The following is a 16,845-nucleotide window of genomic DNA, read 5'->3' as shown; positions in this document are numbered from 1 at the left end:
ACTCCCATTGAAGCTAGAAAAATCCCCTCATAAATATTGTCCAGTTTTATGTTGACAATCCACTTAATTCATCACTAGGATTAGGTTGATCTAAGAACTTATCGTCGTTGTAAGGATAGAAGGAAATACAACCCCCTCACCATACTTTTCTACATTAATGTCGAACCCTCCTGTCTGACCATAAGTAAGCTTCTGCACACTTCCGCCAACTGCATTGGTAATGGTACCACTGATCTTTGTGGTGTCAAGCGGCTGATATTTAGAAGGGTTAAAGCTTACGCTAAAAGCTGTTCCTTGAGCCAACCAAGAGATAGGAAAGTATCCCTTACTTGGCCAAGTCACATATTCATAATCAGCAGAGCTCTTATTTGTGTAATCAAAGCTAGTGAGCATATCTCCACTCTTAATGCTAGTGTCATATGGATTTATGAGACTTGCATAACCAAGACCAATCGTTGTCAGACTAGGGTTTAACAGATGGCGTCTGTGTCCAAGGTTATCGGTAGTTCAAGTTGGATAGTAGTATCCCTTTAAAAGAAGATTTTCTTTTAAGTTCTTTATTGGTTACTACTTAGGTCTCCCCACCTCGCAGGAGATTTTTTTTGCCACGATGCGGGAAAATCGGGTCCGCGTGTAGAAATACAACATAAAGATTTCCAGTGAGGGGACGAGACGGATGAAACTAACACCGCAACAGGTAAACAACATTTGCAAAGGTGATGAAGAAATTGCGGGTTACTTCCATGCTCTACTCACAGTCGTGGACCAACAAGCCCAACGGATCGAAAAATTGGAAAAGCGCGTGCACGAATTAGAACGACAACTCGCCCAGAACAGCAACAATAGCAGCAAGCCTCCTTCTAGCGATGGTTTACGTAAACCGACAAACCTCCGCACTCCTGGTGGCAAGAAGGGAGCCCCCAAGGGCCATGAAGGGACGACACTCCACTTCGTGGACCATCCCCATGAGATCGTCGTCCATGGGCTCAGGGCTTGTTCGGGATGTAAAGCTCCGCTGGATGCTGTGGAGAGCCAAACCTATGAGAAGCGCCAAGTTTTCGACCTGCCTCCACCCTGTATTTGGGTCACGGAGCACCGTGCCGAGAAGAAGTGTTGCCCGCAGTGCGGCCTTCAGCAGAAGGCTTCTTTTCCAGAGCGAATCCTGGCTCCCACCCAATATGGAGAAGGCTTTACCGCTTGGGCTGCCTATCTGCACGCCTACCAAATGTTGCCGCTTGAGCGGATTACGCGGCTTTTCGCAGACCTGACAGGCTACCAACCCAGCGAAGCGACGCTGCTTTCGTCCTTGCAGATGATGGCTGATTCCTTAGAGGGAGCCGAACAAGCGATTCGGGTCCAGTTATTCCAAAAGTCCGTGGTCCATGCCGACGAGACCGGGTGCCGGATCGAAGGGAAAACCAACTGGATGCACGTGGTATCAGATGCAGAAACTTTCCCCTCATCCATCTGCCACATCTACATGATGAGATTCGGGCAGTATTGGACTTTGCTTTGGTATGCAAGCTCATCCGTCTCACCATGCCTTATTATGTGATTTCTGTTCGTCAGACCGAGGGTTTGCCTCTGGCTTCCTTCAGATTCGGCCTCACGACCGACACCCTTGCCTTCAGCTAACAGTTCCTACTGCCAAGCCTGTAGTGGACTTTCACCACCTAGTTATCGCCCATGCCGGGCGCACAATGAGAAAGGCACAACCTCATCTTTTCGTTGAGATTGTGCCTTTTTTTCTGTCCGATTTCTCGGACAGGGTGATGGAAGTGAGCCGTAGCTTGGCAAATCCACAATTCGCCGCCGTGTGATGCTGAGGATGTTTGCGGAGGTGGCAGACCGCCCGATCTCGTGCCTGTTAGCTTAATTCATAGTCCAGTCTACGGCTGGTTAAAATATTGACTATCGATGAATGAAGTGATTTTATCAATACCTAGTGCCCACATATTGCCTGAATCTCTACTGCCTCTTACGATCATGCCAATTCCTTTAAACGGAATCCTATCCCCCCTCTGATAGCAATATATCCATGAACCGCTTAAGCCTTTGACTTCATTAATCTCTCTGTAACCTCCTTCGATTGTAAAACCTATATTTGAAATGTTGATATTGAGAAGATCGTATTCGTAATTGTAGTTATTATAAAATGTGATGATTACTCCGTTAGAAATAATCCCTTTTCCTGTATCAAAATCTATTCCACTACTTTCATCCGACGATGATCCGCACAGTAAGATTACATTATTTTGATTTTCAAGATAGTTAATGTAATCTTTTTTGATTTGCTTCTCGACTACAAAGGCATGTCCCACAAAGTTATTAGAGTTGCAATAATCACTTTCTAATTCGAAGACGGCAAGATCCATTTCTACATCTCTTCTGTGTGAATTAATCCTAGCTACAGTCATTCCATTATCTGTGTTGCAAAGCGCTTTCACTAGCGAAGTTCTATCGATTGGAGCCACATCTTTAACACAATGTTCGCAGGTGAGTAAAAAGTGTTTGTTTCTATAGAAAAAGTAACTGGCTGAACCGCTCATATAGTAAGGATACTCAGGGTAGTTAGTTTGTATTAATAGTTTGGTTGTCCTTTGCTTAGCATATTCTCTGAATATAGGTTCGATTTCTTCGAATTCTTTGCGAGTCAGCTCGATTTCAACACCTAATTTCTTCTTATCTTCAGATGTCAGATCATAATAGAGCAACTTGTTTATTAAATTTAATTTTTGGTCTTTTTCAAAGCAGCAATGTTTGTATTTTTACTCTGGACTTTACGGTAGCGTTTTCATAATCACATTGAGCACAGAAAAGCAATATTCACTCATAATCGGATAATTTACAGTTAATCCGCTAGAGACGCTAGAGCCATATTCCAAGCTTATATGAATGAAATATTAGTTTATTATCAAGATAGTAGTAAATTTATGTTGGTTTTATACTGGGTTCATAAATTCTAATGAATGAGGATTGATGTTTCATCTATATGAAGAAATTTTTTACTATAGATTAAACCAACCTATTTATGTAAAATTTTAAACAAAATTGTATAAAAACATATAACTATCTTTAATTACATATTATTACATATTTCTTTACATGTAAAGACATTAATTTCGGTTATTTGCTAATTTGTGAGATAATATATTAATTTGACACTGAGCTCCTGGCATGATTTTAAGAGCGAAGACGCATATAGGCAACCACCTTATTATGCCCACCAATCCATGTAAAATCGTAATCCATTTAATACTTGAGAAAGCAGACGAATTTTCAAATATTTAAAATTGCCAAAAAATGTACAATGGAGTAAAGGCACGTAGAAAGAAGCTGTCTGTTACGGCAACACCTACCGGAGAATAACGTAATTCAGTGTCACAATCTCGATACATCCAGATTGGTTTCTGATTCTACGCAGCTTCATCAACTAATCCCCTTTCACCTCATTTTATGTCTCTATTAAGGAACATCCATTACTACCTCAGCGGTATCCATTTGATCCAAAGAGCTCACGGTTTTTCGTTAAGCAATCCTTCCCACTAAGAAAGATTTGCAGTGTGATTTCCACCATAAATGTCATGCCTCCTACTTTTTCTAATACCAACATTTTTTGCTGCAGCTTGATCAAGCTATTTTGATTACAGATGCAGACAAAAAAGACACTTTCCGATAAGAAATTTATCCGCTTGTTATAAGCGGAAACAAAAAAGGACACTCGTAGATTAATAGCGTGTGTCCTTTTAGCAACCATTACATTTATCTACTAGCCAATTGGATTCCGCTTTTCGCCGATTCAGAGGGACAGAGAAGAAAATCAGTATGATGGTAGAGACCATTATTGAAGCAAAAAAGAGCATCCCCAACCGTAGAAACTATTCCTACGCTCGGGGACGCTCTCTGCGTGCAATATTAGGTTTGTGTTTTTAATTTTATCACACGAATGTCAACGGCAGCTGGATGATTATCACGGCAATACGCTTGACCTCCGTTATGTCCATCTCTTCCATGGATCGATCCACATAATAACGCAACACTTTAAACAATGGGTATCATCTTCATCTAATTTCTCGTGCAACAGCAGACACAGGCATTTTTTCATGAGCTCATCTTCACGAAACACTTGAACAACCCCTGCCTGAGGACGAGACCAATCCACTTTACGATAACTGACATACCACGGCTCCTGGATCCCTAACGCCAATTGAAACATTTCCGGTTGATTTCATTCGATTTTTGAATTCAAAACACGGCAGACTCCGTTAAATATGTTTTAGATTGAGCCAAGAAGAGAAACCCCAGTTGCTTCTTCGTTACCTATCAAGTTTTCTCACTATTATGTATCTTAGAATGTATTCTTTTCTCTGATTGTCATTGTATTGCAGGATCTCAACAACAGTTCCTATTTCGATGACTTGTAACCCATCAAAATGATTCATTAAATCTTCTTCAGTGAAAAAGTGAGCAAACTTTCCTTCAATATATTCATAACTTCCATCTTCAATTTTCCTGCCAACACCATTATTCTTATCCTCGTTTGAAAAACACGTAAAATACATAAGTCCGGCAGAATTTAGTTGTCGGATACAATTATTAATTAACTTGTGCCTTTCGCGTTCTAGAAATAAGTGTAGTAAATCAAAACAATAGACTGCATCATATTTCTTATTTCCAGATATGTGATCCAAAACTGACCCCAAAAAGAAATTACTTTTGGGGTCCCAATTCAATGCCAAACTAATTCCAGTATGTGACATTTCGATTCCTTCAACTTGGAAATGTGCAGAAAGAGCTTTAGTATTCCTTCCGTATCCAGATCCCGGTACCAGTACGCTCTTTACATTATTATCCTTAAATATTTGAATTGCATGATACACCGTTTTGCTGGGAACCTCACCCCAGATCATTCCTTCTTTATTAAATCTATCGTTCCAATATCCTTCCAATCTTATCACTCCAGTAGAATATGTGATGATGATGAAATTTATGCAAGTGTTTTTTAAAAAAATTCCTACACTAACTACCCGCGTCTTGAGTCCATATACATCCTAATTATACCACATATTATAATATACTGACCGTTAGCTGAGAAGACTGCTGAACTATTCCTTATGGCTACCAATAAAGCTGATTATTGAGCCTTTTCTTCCTGTTCGTCAATAGTTATTGATAACTCTCCTCAATCGCTGAATCGGATAGGAGGCTACCCATTAATTGAGTAGCCGACCTTCCACACCACCGTACGTACGTTCGGTATACGGCGGTTCAACCGCTTGAGTGCAATTGACGTAAACGCTCGTATTGGGCAGGGAAGTCATAATATCCTGCCTGTGCGAGCTTTTCGTTTGTTACAGAGCGATTCAACACTGCGCTTCCGGCTATCCGCCAGTAGCCCAATCGGGTGTTTCCCCACTGGTACGCCTGCCACTCCGGTATCCCTAACTTTCGTAGGTTCTGCACCTTCGTCCTCGGCTTCTTCCATTGCTTCCAGATGTACATCCGCATCCGTCTTCGCAGCCATTCATTCCAGCCTTGCAGGATTCGCTTCATGTCCGCTACATAGAAATACCCGATCCAGCCGCGAATATAGACTTTCACGTTCTCCATGACCTGCCGTGCATTCCTGCCTTGACTTCGACTCGTTAGCTTCTTCAGCTTCTTCTTTGCCTTGCCCAGGGATTGGTGGTGTGCGCGTACGTATACGCCCTTTCCGTTCTTTCCCAACGCAAATCCGAGGAATTTGAAGTGTTTCTGCGCCACGACACTGACCACCTTGCTCTTCTGCGTGTTCATTTGGAGCTTTAGCTTCTGCTCCAAATACGTCCGGCTGGATTCCAGTAGTCGCTTGGCTGCTCGTTTACTCTTCGCTAGCACGACGATATCATCCGCATAGCGGATGACCGTTACGCCTCGGCTTTCCATCTCCTGATCATATTCGTTCAGGTAGATATTCGCCAAAAGCGGGGACAACGGGCCGCCTTGGGGCGAACCTTCCTCCGTTGCCCGGCGCACGCCGTTCTCCATGACTCCGCTTTTCAGGTACTTCTTGATCAGGTCGATGACACCTTTGTCCTGGATTTGTTTGTGCAGCAAATTCAAAAGAAGCTCATGGTTCAACGTGTCGAAGTATTTCGACAGATCGATTTCAACCGCCTGCCCATAGCCTTGCTCGGCATACGCTTTGACTTTCCGAATCGCTTGCTGCGCACTGCGCCCCGGGCGGTAGCCGTAGCTTCCGTCCGAGAAGAGCGGCTCGAATAACGGTTGCAGTTGCTGGGCGATCGCTTGCTGGATCACCCGATCTACTACGGTCGGGATGCCCAACTTCCGCACGCCGCTTCCATCTGGTTTGGGGATCTCCTTGCGCCGCACCGGGCTTGGCTTGTAGCTTCCATTCCGAATACTTTGCAAGAGTTCGTCTCTGTTTTCACGCAACCACGGTAGCGCCGATTCGACAGTCATACCGTCAATTCCGGGCGCTCCGTGGTTGCGTTTGACCTGCTTGTACGCCCGGTTCAGATTGTCTCTGTTCAGGATGCGTTCCATCAGATCCTTTGCACCGTCTCTTTCTCTTCCTTCCCGAGCTTCGATGCTCCGCACTCCTGCATACCCTTCGCGTTCCACGCTATCTCTTTGCCGGCAGTCCTTTCGGTATTCTGCTTTCATCGCATCGATTCTCCTTCCAGTCTGTACTCGAGACTTACGATTGTTCAGCCCTTCCGCTTGCCGCTGACGCGGCTCGCGTACTATGGCATCTGCTGACTTCTCACAGCAAGCTTTACTCCATGTTTCGGATTTTTTTTCCTACTTCATGTCTGTGAGACCTCCCCGGGTAAGAGCGATAACTTTCCCCTCATCCATCTGCCACATCTACATGATGAGATTCGGGCAGTATTGGACTTTGCTTTGGTATGCAAGCTCATCCGTCTCACCATGCCTTATTATGTGATTTCTGTTCGTCAGACCGAGGGTTTGCCTCTGGCTTCCTTCAGATTCGGCCTCACGACCGACACCCTTGCCTTCAGCTAACAGTTCCTACTGCCAAGCCTGTAGTGGACTTTCACCACCGAGTTATCGCCCATGCCGGGCGCACAAACGATACAAGTTCTTGTCACTGGCTTTGACAAGAACTTGTATCATTACATAAAAAAACTCAACCGCGCAGCATTTAATGAATATATGTTCTCGTCACCCAACAGTCGTCCGCAGGATTCCAAAAACGCAAAAACCACAGCTTCTGCAAGCAACATGGCATCCGTGGCATTAGGCCGACCGTCAGTGGAAGGCGTAATGGGTGGACAGAGGAAAATCATCAAGTAAGACGCCGGAAAATGAAACGTCATTGGACGCAATTTCGGTGAAGGCAATCGCAAATATGAGCTTGGCCTTATTCGAGAGTGTCTTGCAAAGACGAGCGAATCCGTCATCGTCCTGCAACTGTTCGTGACGAAATGATGAACATGGAACACATGAGCTTGTTCCTTTTTTTCAGTTTCCCGTTCCGCAAGCTTCTTTCCCTTAATTTCAACTAGATAATCTTTCAGTGAGCCCTATTGTAGACATCACGTCTACAATCATTTTCAAAAATGAAACAATAGAATTCTCATGTCTACAATCCGTCTACAACGTAACCCTGTAAACAGCAAAAAAACCACTATATAAGTGGTTTTTTGCAATGGAGACGAGGGGAGTCGAACCCCTGTCCGAAGATAACGCTACATAGGCTTCTACGGATGTAGTCACAGTTTTGATGTCACCCAAATTTTACTTTTAAACTCGGATCGGTTTCTACCTGATCCACAATTTCATTGTACTTCTCTATTAGACGTTCTACCGTAAATTTACGTTGTGATGTTAAAAAGCGGCTTAACTCATACAAATTAGTCGCAATAAACTGCTCCGCTTCTAGAATGTCAACGCGACCATCTATTCCATGTATACTTGCTAAACTCTCCGCTCCTGCCATACCTTTATGAGTTGTAACGATTATTGGGCGGCTTCCTGACTCCAAGTTTTGACGACACTTAACTAACAGCGCTTCACTAGGAGCAGTTGTAACGTGTATAGACACGTCATCTATAACGAAATCACCACTTCTTCCAGTCCCTGTATCTGCGACAGAGAATCCATGCCTACTCACTTTATCATCCGAGAGAACTAGAGAAAGTTTCGCCCCAACGAGATGCTGTAACACAGCTCCTGCATACATCGTCCCTGGACTTTCCTTTTATCTTTTCGTCGCTTGAGCAAGTAGGTCGCTTACTATTGTTCGCATAGATTTACTGGTATCGTACTTTAGCACAAATGGTTGAGCAGCAAAAAAATCTTTGACTCTTTCTGCCCACCAATTCTCAATAAACTGTATATTCAATTGAGATTGATTATGTGTGAGATTTAAAAGTTCAATGTAGCTCTCAACATACCCTATACTACCACGGCTAGTTCTCCCCGCCTCTACTGCAAGACGACGTCCGTTATGAAGGATGAAACTAACACTTCTATTATGTTTCACTAATGAATGATTGCTTCAGGAGAGCATTCGAATAGCTTACTGCCTGATTTTAGCTCTTTAAATAAATCCGTCTTGATTTTCGACAGTGTTTCCTCTGACATCTCGATGCCATTATCTACATCATAACTTCTCCCACCATCTCTCATCTGTCCTATTAGGAAAGGTTTCAAATACCCCTCCAACATTACTGGCAGCCACCGATAAGTAATTTCCCCAGTATGCACGAATATATTCGCCCAACTGTATATTCTACTTAACTTTTCTAACGGGACGGCGAATGTTATACTTTCTTTATATCTTCCCAGGATTTCTAAGATTGTAGAAAGAGCGATTGGCTCGATTCCGCCATCCTTATTCTCTACACCCAGGACCCCAATTGATCTACGAATCCTTACCTCAATAGCTTGTCTAATTAAAGTGATTGACATATTGACTTCTTTTTCACTGAAGGAATGATACGAGCATTGTCCATAGACTAACTGTCTATAGGTCTGATACATTGCCATTGTGAACTGACTTCTAGTAATTCGTTCTCCTTTAATTAAGTTCACTAAGTCTTGATAGTCAAGTAACATGTCCTCTACTAATGAGGAATAGTTGTAAATTAGAAGATCGTTGTTGGTTACCTTTAATTTTTTTACTATATCTTCATTTACAATTTTCTTTAAAGCAGAGAGCATGCAAACGGCATTACACTTGAAATAATTGGGACTACCTTCTTTTTTTGATTTGTCGCCGCGCGACTTGAAAATTGCCCCTTCTACTATTTGATCATTCGATAGCATCGGTAGCTTTTTTATTTTAAGCAACTCACAAATTTCTCTCTCAATTTCGATAAATCCGGATGTAATCAGGTATTCACAGTATTCCACAAAGTCAACTTTATAGGGTTTATCCCAATTTATCCCCAAAAAATCCGAAACTTTCAATATTATTCCTCCAATATGCTCCCTCTTTTGATTTACCTACATAGAAGCTGGACAGGAGAACCACCCAAATCATTCCAGTTAAGTGACGTTAATCTATCATGTTTTTCTTTATTCCGATACATGAATATCATCGTCATCAATAATGGTTGCTATTACGAACACAGGTCGGTCTTCAGATTGGGTGGCATCATCACCACGAATGCTATCTGTCGGGAAATCAAATAAACTTGTCACATAGCTAGGGGCGCTCGAATGGATGTAATCCTCTTCCCGTAATTGGAAATCATTCGATAAAAAGTCCTTATGCATTTGCTGAATTTGTTGTAACAAGTTTTGAGTGATTGCACCTTTTCTTGAAGAGCAGAACAGATCAGTCATAGGTTTTGCTCCCACCTCACTATAAGAGAAAGTACTCCTTGTCATCACTTTTCCATAAGGCAATGAAAGTAGACTTTTGACTTTATACGCTGATGTATAGGTCCAGCTGTTGAAGGAAGTATCGTGCTGATTGTAAAAACAGTAAAGCGGAATCTTTTTAAGACCTTTCTTTGATTTATTAATGAGTCTGTCTACTTGCCATTCTTTACTTCCTTTATAAATATGTTTCAATCGATATTTTTCGTCGGGGTGCATTTTCTTTGCTTGAACCCTTAGAGAAATCCATTTTCCAGTTGATGCTGATTTTAGCCACCATTCAAAGTCTACCCCCTGTCTAAACTCAGCTCCCTTATCGTAATACTTAATATACGTATTCCTAACCAGTTTCTTATCAATAAGATATTTTAACCATATAAGTATGTTCTCTGTTATCGTCTCTTCTTGCACAGATATTCCCAGGTCGTATGCAGTCTTCATAAAATGACCGATATGGGTAGTTTGATCCTTGACAATCTCACACAGTCGAAGCATATAATTCCTCCAGCTTTACTTACGTTTAACTTTAAGAAAGGCGAAACACGCAATGTAAATGTGTCACTTTCCTCAATAGTTGTATTTAATTACATTTCAGTTGCACGTTATATTGCTTAACAAAAAGACAAATCATAGAGATTTGAAGCGACAAGCTCCCATCCTACTATCGGACTAAGTGGTAACCTACACCTCATTTACAGTAATAACTTCTCTACTGAACAAAAATCCGTGTCCCATGTTGTTCTTTTGTTCCCCCTCAAAAATCGCTATATCAGTATTCCTGAAAAGGTTCTTTTCAATAGGATACACAGAGTTTGGGTTTAGGAATACCGTAGTACCATCAAGCAAAGATTCTTGATATTGCTGTACAAGCTTAACTTCAACTTTTGATACTGTACTATAACTGTCATATCTAACAGTCTGAACTATTACCTTCCTATCAAGTCTTGAGGATAGCACGCGCGCTTTACCAACTGTAGCTGTTGGATTGAAGATAATTGCACTAATGTATTTGTGTTTATCATCATTAAATAACCCTATGGGTATCTGAGAACCATTGCTTTTTGTAGTAAATTCACTATGTTCAAAATACGGGTCAGAGCCAATATATTTAGCTTCAGTTGTCCCGTACAACACTCGAAGAATAGCACCCAGCTTTTGTTTATAGAAGAATGGTTGTTCAAAGGCTCCTACAGCTAGGATGAATGGTTTTTCTGCTACGTGTTCTAACTTCGAATATTGAGTTAAATATTTTCTGTATTTACTAGCGATACTATTTGAAATCCTCTCGGTAGCTAAAGCGACGATCTGACGATATTCCTCGTCCCTTTCCTCCTGTGTATCTGCTCTCTCAGCCACTTTATATATCGCAGCTATCCTGTCGTGCTCTGGAATACCACCCTGTGGATGGCTCGTTGAAACCGCCTCGACCAAAAATCTATACCCCTTGTTATCCAGACAAAAGTCTGGTGCGTAGTGTACTCCATCAGTCTTAAACTTAAGTTTCTTGAAGATTGCATGTAGATATAATTCCCAGAACGAAGAATTGAACGTTGTTTGAAACTCATATACAAACTTGTTGTCTCTATCTTTAAAACCAACCGCCCATTTTTGAACAACTTTAATTACATCCCTATCACCTAACAAACTTAAAAAATTAGGGTGCATCTTGGCTTCTGGCACAACTGGAGTAAATAGATCAAGCATCCTCTTCCCCCTATCAATTAATTTTTTACGCTTTTCAAAGTTCGTTCATTTTTTTATTTACTACAAAGCTTTATTATACCGACAACTCGGGAACTTACTGCATCCAAGGAACTCCTCACCATGCTCACTCTTCCTCCGAACCATAGGAGCACCACATTTCAACAAATCAGAGGCTGCCGCGGAGCCTTCTTCCCTGGTTACCACTTGCCCCAGACCCTAAGCTTCTGCTCTACTAGCCCACCATGCCAGTAACCAACCTTGAATTTCTCAGCCTCTGCCTGGCGGGCCCTGTTAAATCCGATGTTGTTACAAGCAAGGAAAGAATGCAGTCATGGTTTTTTTTTGCCGCCACCAACTCACAAACAGTCTGACAGATACCGGTCCAAAAGGAAACTTAGGGAACTGTACTGGGGTAGAGACAAGCAATTGCACCAATTCCGTGTTCATAATTCTCCTATCTTATCTACGTCATTAAGTTCATCAACATCCTAAATCAAAAAAGGTGCCACCCTCAAGGCAAAACCCTATTCACCCTAATTCGATTATAGGACAAAATCCCCATTTTTGGAATAAATGCTTCTTCACTCCCTACGATTTGTCACTGTCATCACTACAACTGCCCCTACATCACTAGTGGTTGCAAACGAGATGTACCAAATGTTGTAGTTCGTCTGTTGATGCTCTAACTGATACAGCTTCTCACGGGACTTACTAAGAGATCGATCCGACAGCAGCGCCTCCAAAGGAATCCGCTTATCATTCTCTCCCTCTTGGTTGGTGCATAAGTTATGAAAAAAGGAAAAATGCCTTTGTTTTTTAAGAACACTCAAAACTAATTATGGGTGCGTGATCCGCGATCTTCTCCCTTGAATAGTTAAATTTTGCTCTCAATTGTTGGTTAAAATTAGCATGTCCTCGCAGCCTTTTAACTTTGCTTAATAAGGGCCTATAGCCCCTAGACTCATCATACCGAAACCCTCTCACTCTAGTCACTGAAGCATTTTGTAATATTAAAAGAGACATCCAACGGTACTTAGAGTATCTCAGTTAGCTTTACGCTCTCAGTCAGAGGCCGATATTCAAAGGGTACTTACGGTTATCAATCTTCTTTGACTTTAACCTCAATTTGGTTTAGTTTATTTGATTTTCTAATTAATCGAATACGATCGCCTAATGATGGAACCATTTAATGCCTCCTAAATTGCAGAAAAGTCCCGAAATAAATATTATCGGGACTTTCTCAGCGGTCGTTTCCCAAAAAAATGTAAACAAACCGCCTGTAGCTGCTATAACCAGGTTTGTAAGCGTCTGAATGTTGGCGCCTAACAATTCATCGATTGCCGAACTGTAAGGTATACGCGTGTCCATCAAGCGCCGCATGATGTGAGGACAAGTGAATGTAACAAGCCGCCCTTGTCCCTCGCGCTTGCGTTCTTTCTTTTTGATGATATACTTCTGGCCCTCGCATTCGATGAGTCCTTCGGATTCCAGCAAAAAATATTTATTTGAATTCATCGGGAGAACGAAAGACAGCTCATTCGTGCTGTTCAATCTCTTTTGAATCCTAACATCAGCCACTTCTCGGTTCTGGCCAGATGCAAAAAGACCGCCAACGGCTTGCTTTTGGCGGTTGTATATCGTAAGCATTTAATCGATCTCCTCCCCGAGATAAAAATGATGTCAACTTCGCTTGTTGCGTATTATGGTTCAACATTTCCGTATTTATGGAGCGTTCTGTTCTTTTCGTTCCGTTCCTTTATTATTTTCATTTAGCACCATAAGAAGAACTGGGCTTAGTTCCTTTATCAGGACTTCTCTTGGCTTGTCTACTCGATAAGGACCAACATAATTACTTTGCTCCAATTTATCAATGAGCCGCGCCGCTCTTATATGGCCGATACGTAATCTTCTTTGTAATAAAGATGTGCTTGCCTGTTGAGTATCAACAACAATCTGGACAGCGTCAAAAAACAGATTGTCTCGTTCGCTGCCATCCTTATGCTCTTGCTGTGCCTCAAGTAGTTCTGGTTCTAAAGCAGAACTATCCGATTTAATGACTTCTTCATTTAATTGTTTCTCCCAATAGTCCTTTGCCTTCCAGCCTCGTACCGTTCCATCACCAACACCGAGCTGCACGGCGATGGCGTGGCTTTGTAGATTTAAAATGCTTCATCTCTTTTGGGATCTCTTTGTCTACCCATTACATGTGTTCACCACCACCTGTTATTTTTAGGTAAGGAAACTTTTCTGACCATTAGAGTGTCGCCTCTTGAATCTTTTTCCATATTCACTCGTAATTATTAAGTATTAAAAAAAGGGGGATTCATCGATGGGTTGGAGAAAGTTTCAGAAATGGTCATCATTTACGTTTTTCATGGTTTACGGATTAGTAATCACTTCTATCATTTGCTTCTTGGGTTATATTATTTGGTATGCATTAAGCGACAAAGAAGCAATCAGTAGTAGTATTTTCATTAATCAAATTGCTCTCATTATGGCCTTTGTGTCATTGTCAGGAATACTCATGTCACTTTTATCGGCATTAGACATGCATAAGAAAAAGAAGTTTAAGGCGACAACACTTTGTCCTCATTGCCGACACAATGTAGTTATTAATTTAGTGGAGGAATGATTACATAAAAATAGGGAGATAAGACGTTAGTCTCACTCCCTTTCATGTTCAATTGAATTGCTTAAGAGCGGCTTTCAATTCATCAATCTTATCTCCAATCTTTAGATGCCCCTCTCCATAATAAGTTGTAATTTTAGTTTCCACTTCATATGCAGAATTGCAATAATTCGGGTTAGTTCTCATGTCTTCCAACATCTTTATTGTAGATTCTATATGCCCCTTGCTCATTCCATCACTTATATCCAATAGTTCATTCTTACTACTTATCCACTTGCCTTTTGGTGCTAACACTCCTGGATAATTACCTCTCAAATTTTCGATTTGTTTTGACATATAGCCCCTCCATTCGATTTCCATACTCAAATTGTTATTCGAGTGCAAGGAAGGATTTCCCTCTTTTATGTCGTATTTTGTATATATGGAGGTGTCGCAACTTTGGCAAGAAAAAAATCCAGCAAACAACCCCGACTAACTTTCAGCCAAACGCTTATTGCTTTTGTCCTCTTTGCTGTGATTATGTTTATTATGGTCAACTGGGGTTTTCCAGCTATGTTAAACAGTACATCTGAGAAAGCGAAAAGCTTCCGAGTTGGGTAAAGGACAGAACTTCGAAAATGACTTTATATTTATCCAACATAAAAACAGCTAAAGACGTATAGCTAGAACTTCTTATCAGGAAGCTCCCTTTGCGTGACTGCCTCCGTGTTGGCCCTTTAGTTGTTTTTATGTTGGTAGAAACTTACTTACGCGTCCAACCATGCGCTGCCGATCATATCCTTAACGCGTGGCATCTGCGTTACATAAAGGAGGAGTCACCACCTTTCAGCATTTTCCCGTGCTGATTGGTTATGAATGAGGAGATTTCGGAAGGATATGCGTGTAAGCGAATCTTATGGTATTACTGTGAGAATGGCTTTGTTTTCCCATTTCAGTAAAATCCATAAACTGTGTGATGCTTTCGTTGAACATCAGCTGAGGCCGTTTCAAGGTTTGTTTACAAGACTAACAAGAATGACAAAGGCAAAAGTGTCACACTAATACCATAATGAGCGATAATTTATTCATGCGCCTACCGCAAATGCGCCATCCTCGGAATGAGGTTTCGTCCGCCCTGGAGCTATTACTCGTCATCGGGCATTTCGCAAATTGTTCGATTAGCATACAATGCTTCTCGCTTTTGTATGTAATAACATTGTATCGCCCTATGACTACTTCCATGCTTCACGGTTACTACGGATTGATCACTAGAAATTAGGTATCCTCAGACCGATCTCACCGCTTTTATTCCTGCCCCGCCCATAGTCAATGACTACGAAAAATAAGAAACGAAGTAATAATCATCGTTGATTCGTTGAATGTAATCTTTTTCTTGTAGACGTATTGGTCTAGCAACATTAACTCCCCTTAATATAAGCTTGTAGTCCGAGCGGGTTATATCCAGCAAAGTTAAGACATCCTTTATTAGTTCCTGTCTCATTCTCCCAATAACAGTCGATATATAAATTAGTCATTCTAAATCGCATTAACACATATTGGAAGTATCCTGCTCGTTACTCTAATGGAAAAGAGGAGCTGTCGCGTAGCAAGCCCCTCCACTATCGTAATCCCTCGTATTATGAGGTCAGCCAGTATTTGCTGGTTGACCACTTTTATTTTTGTGGTGTATGAATCAGTAGCCGGGACAGATCAGTCGTTCTCCTGGGATTATAACCCGTCGCTAACACGATCGCCCCCTACTTGTAGAAACCATGTTTAAGCTGGTTGGGACTCAGATCTCGCATAACAAGCGATGCTGTGGAACTTCAAGGTGCATACGGGGTACCGGCATTAAAGCTATAGAAAGGGAGTTTACTTATGAATCCAGTCATCGGTCTGGATATTTCAAAGGGAAAAAGTGATGACCAAATTTTCTTAGATAAGGGCCACCCATACGGTAAAACATTTCGTTTTCTCCATAACCGGGAAGGACTTCAGCAGCTTCTAAACATCATTGTAGATGTTCAGAACAAGACCGAAAAATCCCCCACTGTTATCTTAGAATCAACAGATCATTACCATCAGGCTGTCATACAGTTCCTCGAGGAGCAACATATTTTATTTTTAGTTGTAAATTCCCCTCAACTCTCACCAAGCCAAGAAGCAAAACTCCCTACAATTAAGGAGTATTATCGGGTAATGTTTTTTCATCCGTTGTGAAACTCACCTTGAACTGCTTAATCAAGTCATTTTGCGGGTTGATAGGATAAAATTAGTTTCAATAGTTGCACCAAAACCTTGCATCCTGAATATTCATTTAGCTCCACAGAATCCGCTTGTGCCTCTCTAGATTTAGCCTCATTTGTTCCAGAATTATGTAGTCCATCTGCTGACCGAAAATCCGGAATCACGCTCTCTGTGGAAGTACCATCACCTCTGAAGAAAACGATGTTGCCGCTCTCGCCCACCATCTGCTTTAATTCATTTATATTCAAACTCCCTCCTTTTTCCCCTCCGATTCTCTAACTAAGAGCCGCAAACTTGGATGAGTTGTAAACAGTATCGGTATCAAAATCGCTCATCTATACCTGTACTATTTCAATAGATACTAACTTTGAGAAAGGATTTTCGTTCGGATAGCCCAGTGCATTATTTACTAGACGACAACCCTCTAT

General features: G+C 41.5%; 14 protein-coding genes, 2 pseudogenes and 1 riboswitch. Of the genes and pseudogenes, 3 read left to right on the top strand and 13 right to left on the bottom strand.

What is annotated here, in order from left to right; all coding sequences use genetic code 11:
- Positions 1-90 precede the first annotated feature (90 nt).
- Positions 91-393, bottom strand: a complete 303-nt coding sequence (locus tag OB236_RS14340) for a hypothetical protein (RefSeq protein ID WP_262684617.1) — start codon at positions 391-393, stop codon at positions 91-93.
- A gap of 283 nt (positions 394-676) precedes the next feature.
- Between OB236_RS14340 and OB236_RS14335 the strand changes: the two genes are divergently transcribed.
- Positions 677-1,555, top strand: a complete 879-nt coding sequence (locus OB236_RS14335; protein ID WP_262684616.1) for an IS66 family transposase — start codon at positions 677-679, stop codon at positions 1,553-1,555.
- 334 nt (positions 1,556-1,889) lie between these two features.
- Here OB236_RS14335 and OB236_RS14330 read toward each other — a convergent pair whose 3' ends face one another.
- The 10 genes and pseudogenes from OB236_RS14330 to OB236_RS14285 form a co-directional block, all read right to left on the bottom strand.
- Positions 1,890-2,714, bottom strand: a complete 825-nt coding sequence (locus OB236_RS14330) for a serine protease (protein WP_262684615.1) — start codon at positions 2,712-2,714, stop codon at positions 1,890-1,892.
- Between the two features lie 99 nt (positions 2,715-2,813).
- A riboswitch (purine riboswitch) is annotated at positions 2,814-2,915 on the bottom strand.
- Positions 2,916-4,316: 1,401 nt separating this feature from the next.
- Complete coding sequence (locus OB236_RS14325) at positions 4,317-4,949, bottom strand: class I SAM-dependent methyltransferase (protein ID WP_262684614.1); 633 nt, start codon at positions 4,947-4,949, stop codon at positions 4,317-4,319.
- Positions 4,950-5,268: 319 nt separating this feature from the next.
- Positions 5,269-6,669 carry a group II intron reverse transcriptase/maturase gene (ltrA, locus tag OB236_RS14320; RefSeq protein ID WP_262684613.1) on the bottom strand — a complete coding sequence of 467 codons (1,401 nt, stop codon included), beginning with the start codon at positions 6,667-6,669 and terminating at the stop codon, positions 5,269-5,271.
- A gap of 1,087 nt (positions 6,670-7,756) precedes the next feature.
- A pseudogene (locus OB236_RS14315) lies at positions 7,757-8,515 on the bottom strand (DUF4928 family protein).
- A complete protein-coding gene (locus OB236_RS14310; protein ID WP_262684612.1) occupies positions 8,515-9,444 on the bottom strand; it encodes a hypothetical protein in 930 nt (309 codons plus the stop codon). Before OB236_RS14310 ends, OB236_RS14315 begins: the two are co-directional and overlap by 1 nt.
- A gap of 108 nt (positions 9,445-9,552) precedes the next feature.
- Positions 9,553-10,353 (bottom strand): DUF6615 family protein, encoded by an 801-nt coding sequence (locus tag OB236_RS14305; RefSeq protein WP_262684611.1) that lies wholly within the window; start codon positions 10,351-10,353, stop codon positions 9,553-9,555.
- A 186-nt stretch (positions 10,354-10,539) separates the two neighbouring features.
- Positions 10,540-11,562 (bottom strand): hypothetical protein, encoded by a 1,023-nt coding sequence (locus tag OB236_RS14300; RefSeq protein WP_262684610.1) that lies wholly within the window; start codon positions 11,560-11,562, stop codon positions 10,540-10,542.
- Between the two features lie 60 nt (positions 11,563-11,622).
- Positions 11,623-11,706, bottom strand: coding sequence for a topoisomerase DNA-binding C4 zinc finger domain-containing protein (locus OB236_RS14295; protein ID WP_262684618.1), 84 nt, complete (start codon positions 11,704-11,706; stop codon positions 11,623-11,625).
- Positions 11,707-12,732: 1,026 nt separating this feature from the next.
- Positions 12,733-13,209 carry a hypothetical protein gene (locus tag OB236_RS14290; protein ID WP_262684609.1) on the bottom strand — a complete coding sequence of 159 codons (477 nt, stop codon included), beginning with the start codon at positions 13,207-13,209 and terminating at the stop codon, positions 12,733-12,735.
- 75 nt (positions 13,210-13,284) lie between these two features.
- A complete protein-coding gene (locus OB236_RS14285) occupies positions 13,285-13,698 on the bottom strand; it encodes a DNA translocase FtsK (protein ID WP_262684608.1) in 414 nt (137 codons plus the stop codon).
- A 193-nt stretch (positions 13,699-13,891) separates the two neighbouring features.
- On the opposite strand from OB236_RS14285, the gene OB236_RS14280 reads away from it, so the two are divergent.
- Entirely contained in the window at positions 13,892-14,194 is a 303-nt protein-coding gene (locus OB236_RS14280) for a hypothetical protein (RefSeq protein ID WP_262684607.1), read from the top strand.
- 48 nt (positions 14,195-14,242) lie between these two features.
- Here OB236_RS14280 and OB236_RS14275 read toward each other — a convergent pair whose 3' ends face one another.
- Positions 14,243-14,527, bottom strand: a complete 285-nt coding sequence (locus tag OB236_RS14275; protein WP_262684606.1) for a hypothetical protein — start codon at positions 14,525-14,527, stop codon at positions 14,243-14,245.
- A gap of 1,521 nt (positions 14,528-16,048) precedes the next feature.
- On the opposite strand from OB236_RS14275, the gene OB236_RS14270 reads away from it, so the two are divergent.
- The gene (locus OB236_RS14270; protein WP_262684605.1) at positions 16,049-16,390 is read left to right on the top strand and encodes an IS110 family transposase; all 342 of its coding nucleotides are present in this window, start codon (positions 16,049-16,051) and stop codon (positions 16,388-16,390) included.
- A 149-nt stretch (positions 16,391-16,539) separates the two neighbouring features.
- On the opposite strand, the pseudogene OB236_RS40080 reads toward OB236_RS14270, so the two are convergent.
- Positions 16,540-16,641: pseudogene (locus tag OB236_RS40080) on the bottom strand (NAD-dependent protein deacylase); the annotation flags it as partial.
- Between the last annotated feature and the right edge of the window lie 204 nt (positions 16,642-16,845).

The sequence above is a fragment of the Paenibacillus baimaensis genome (assembly GCF_025567575.1).
The sequence above is the reverse complement of the archived record's forward strand: the minus strand, read 5'-3'. Positions and strand labels throughout refer to the sequence as shown.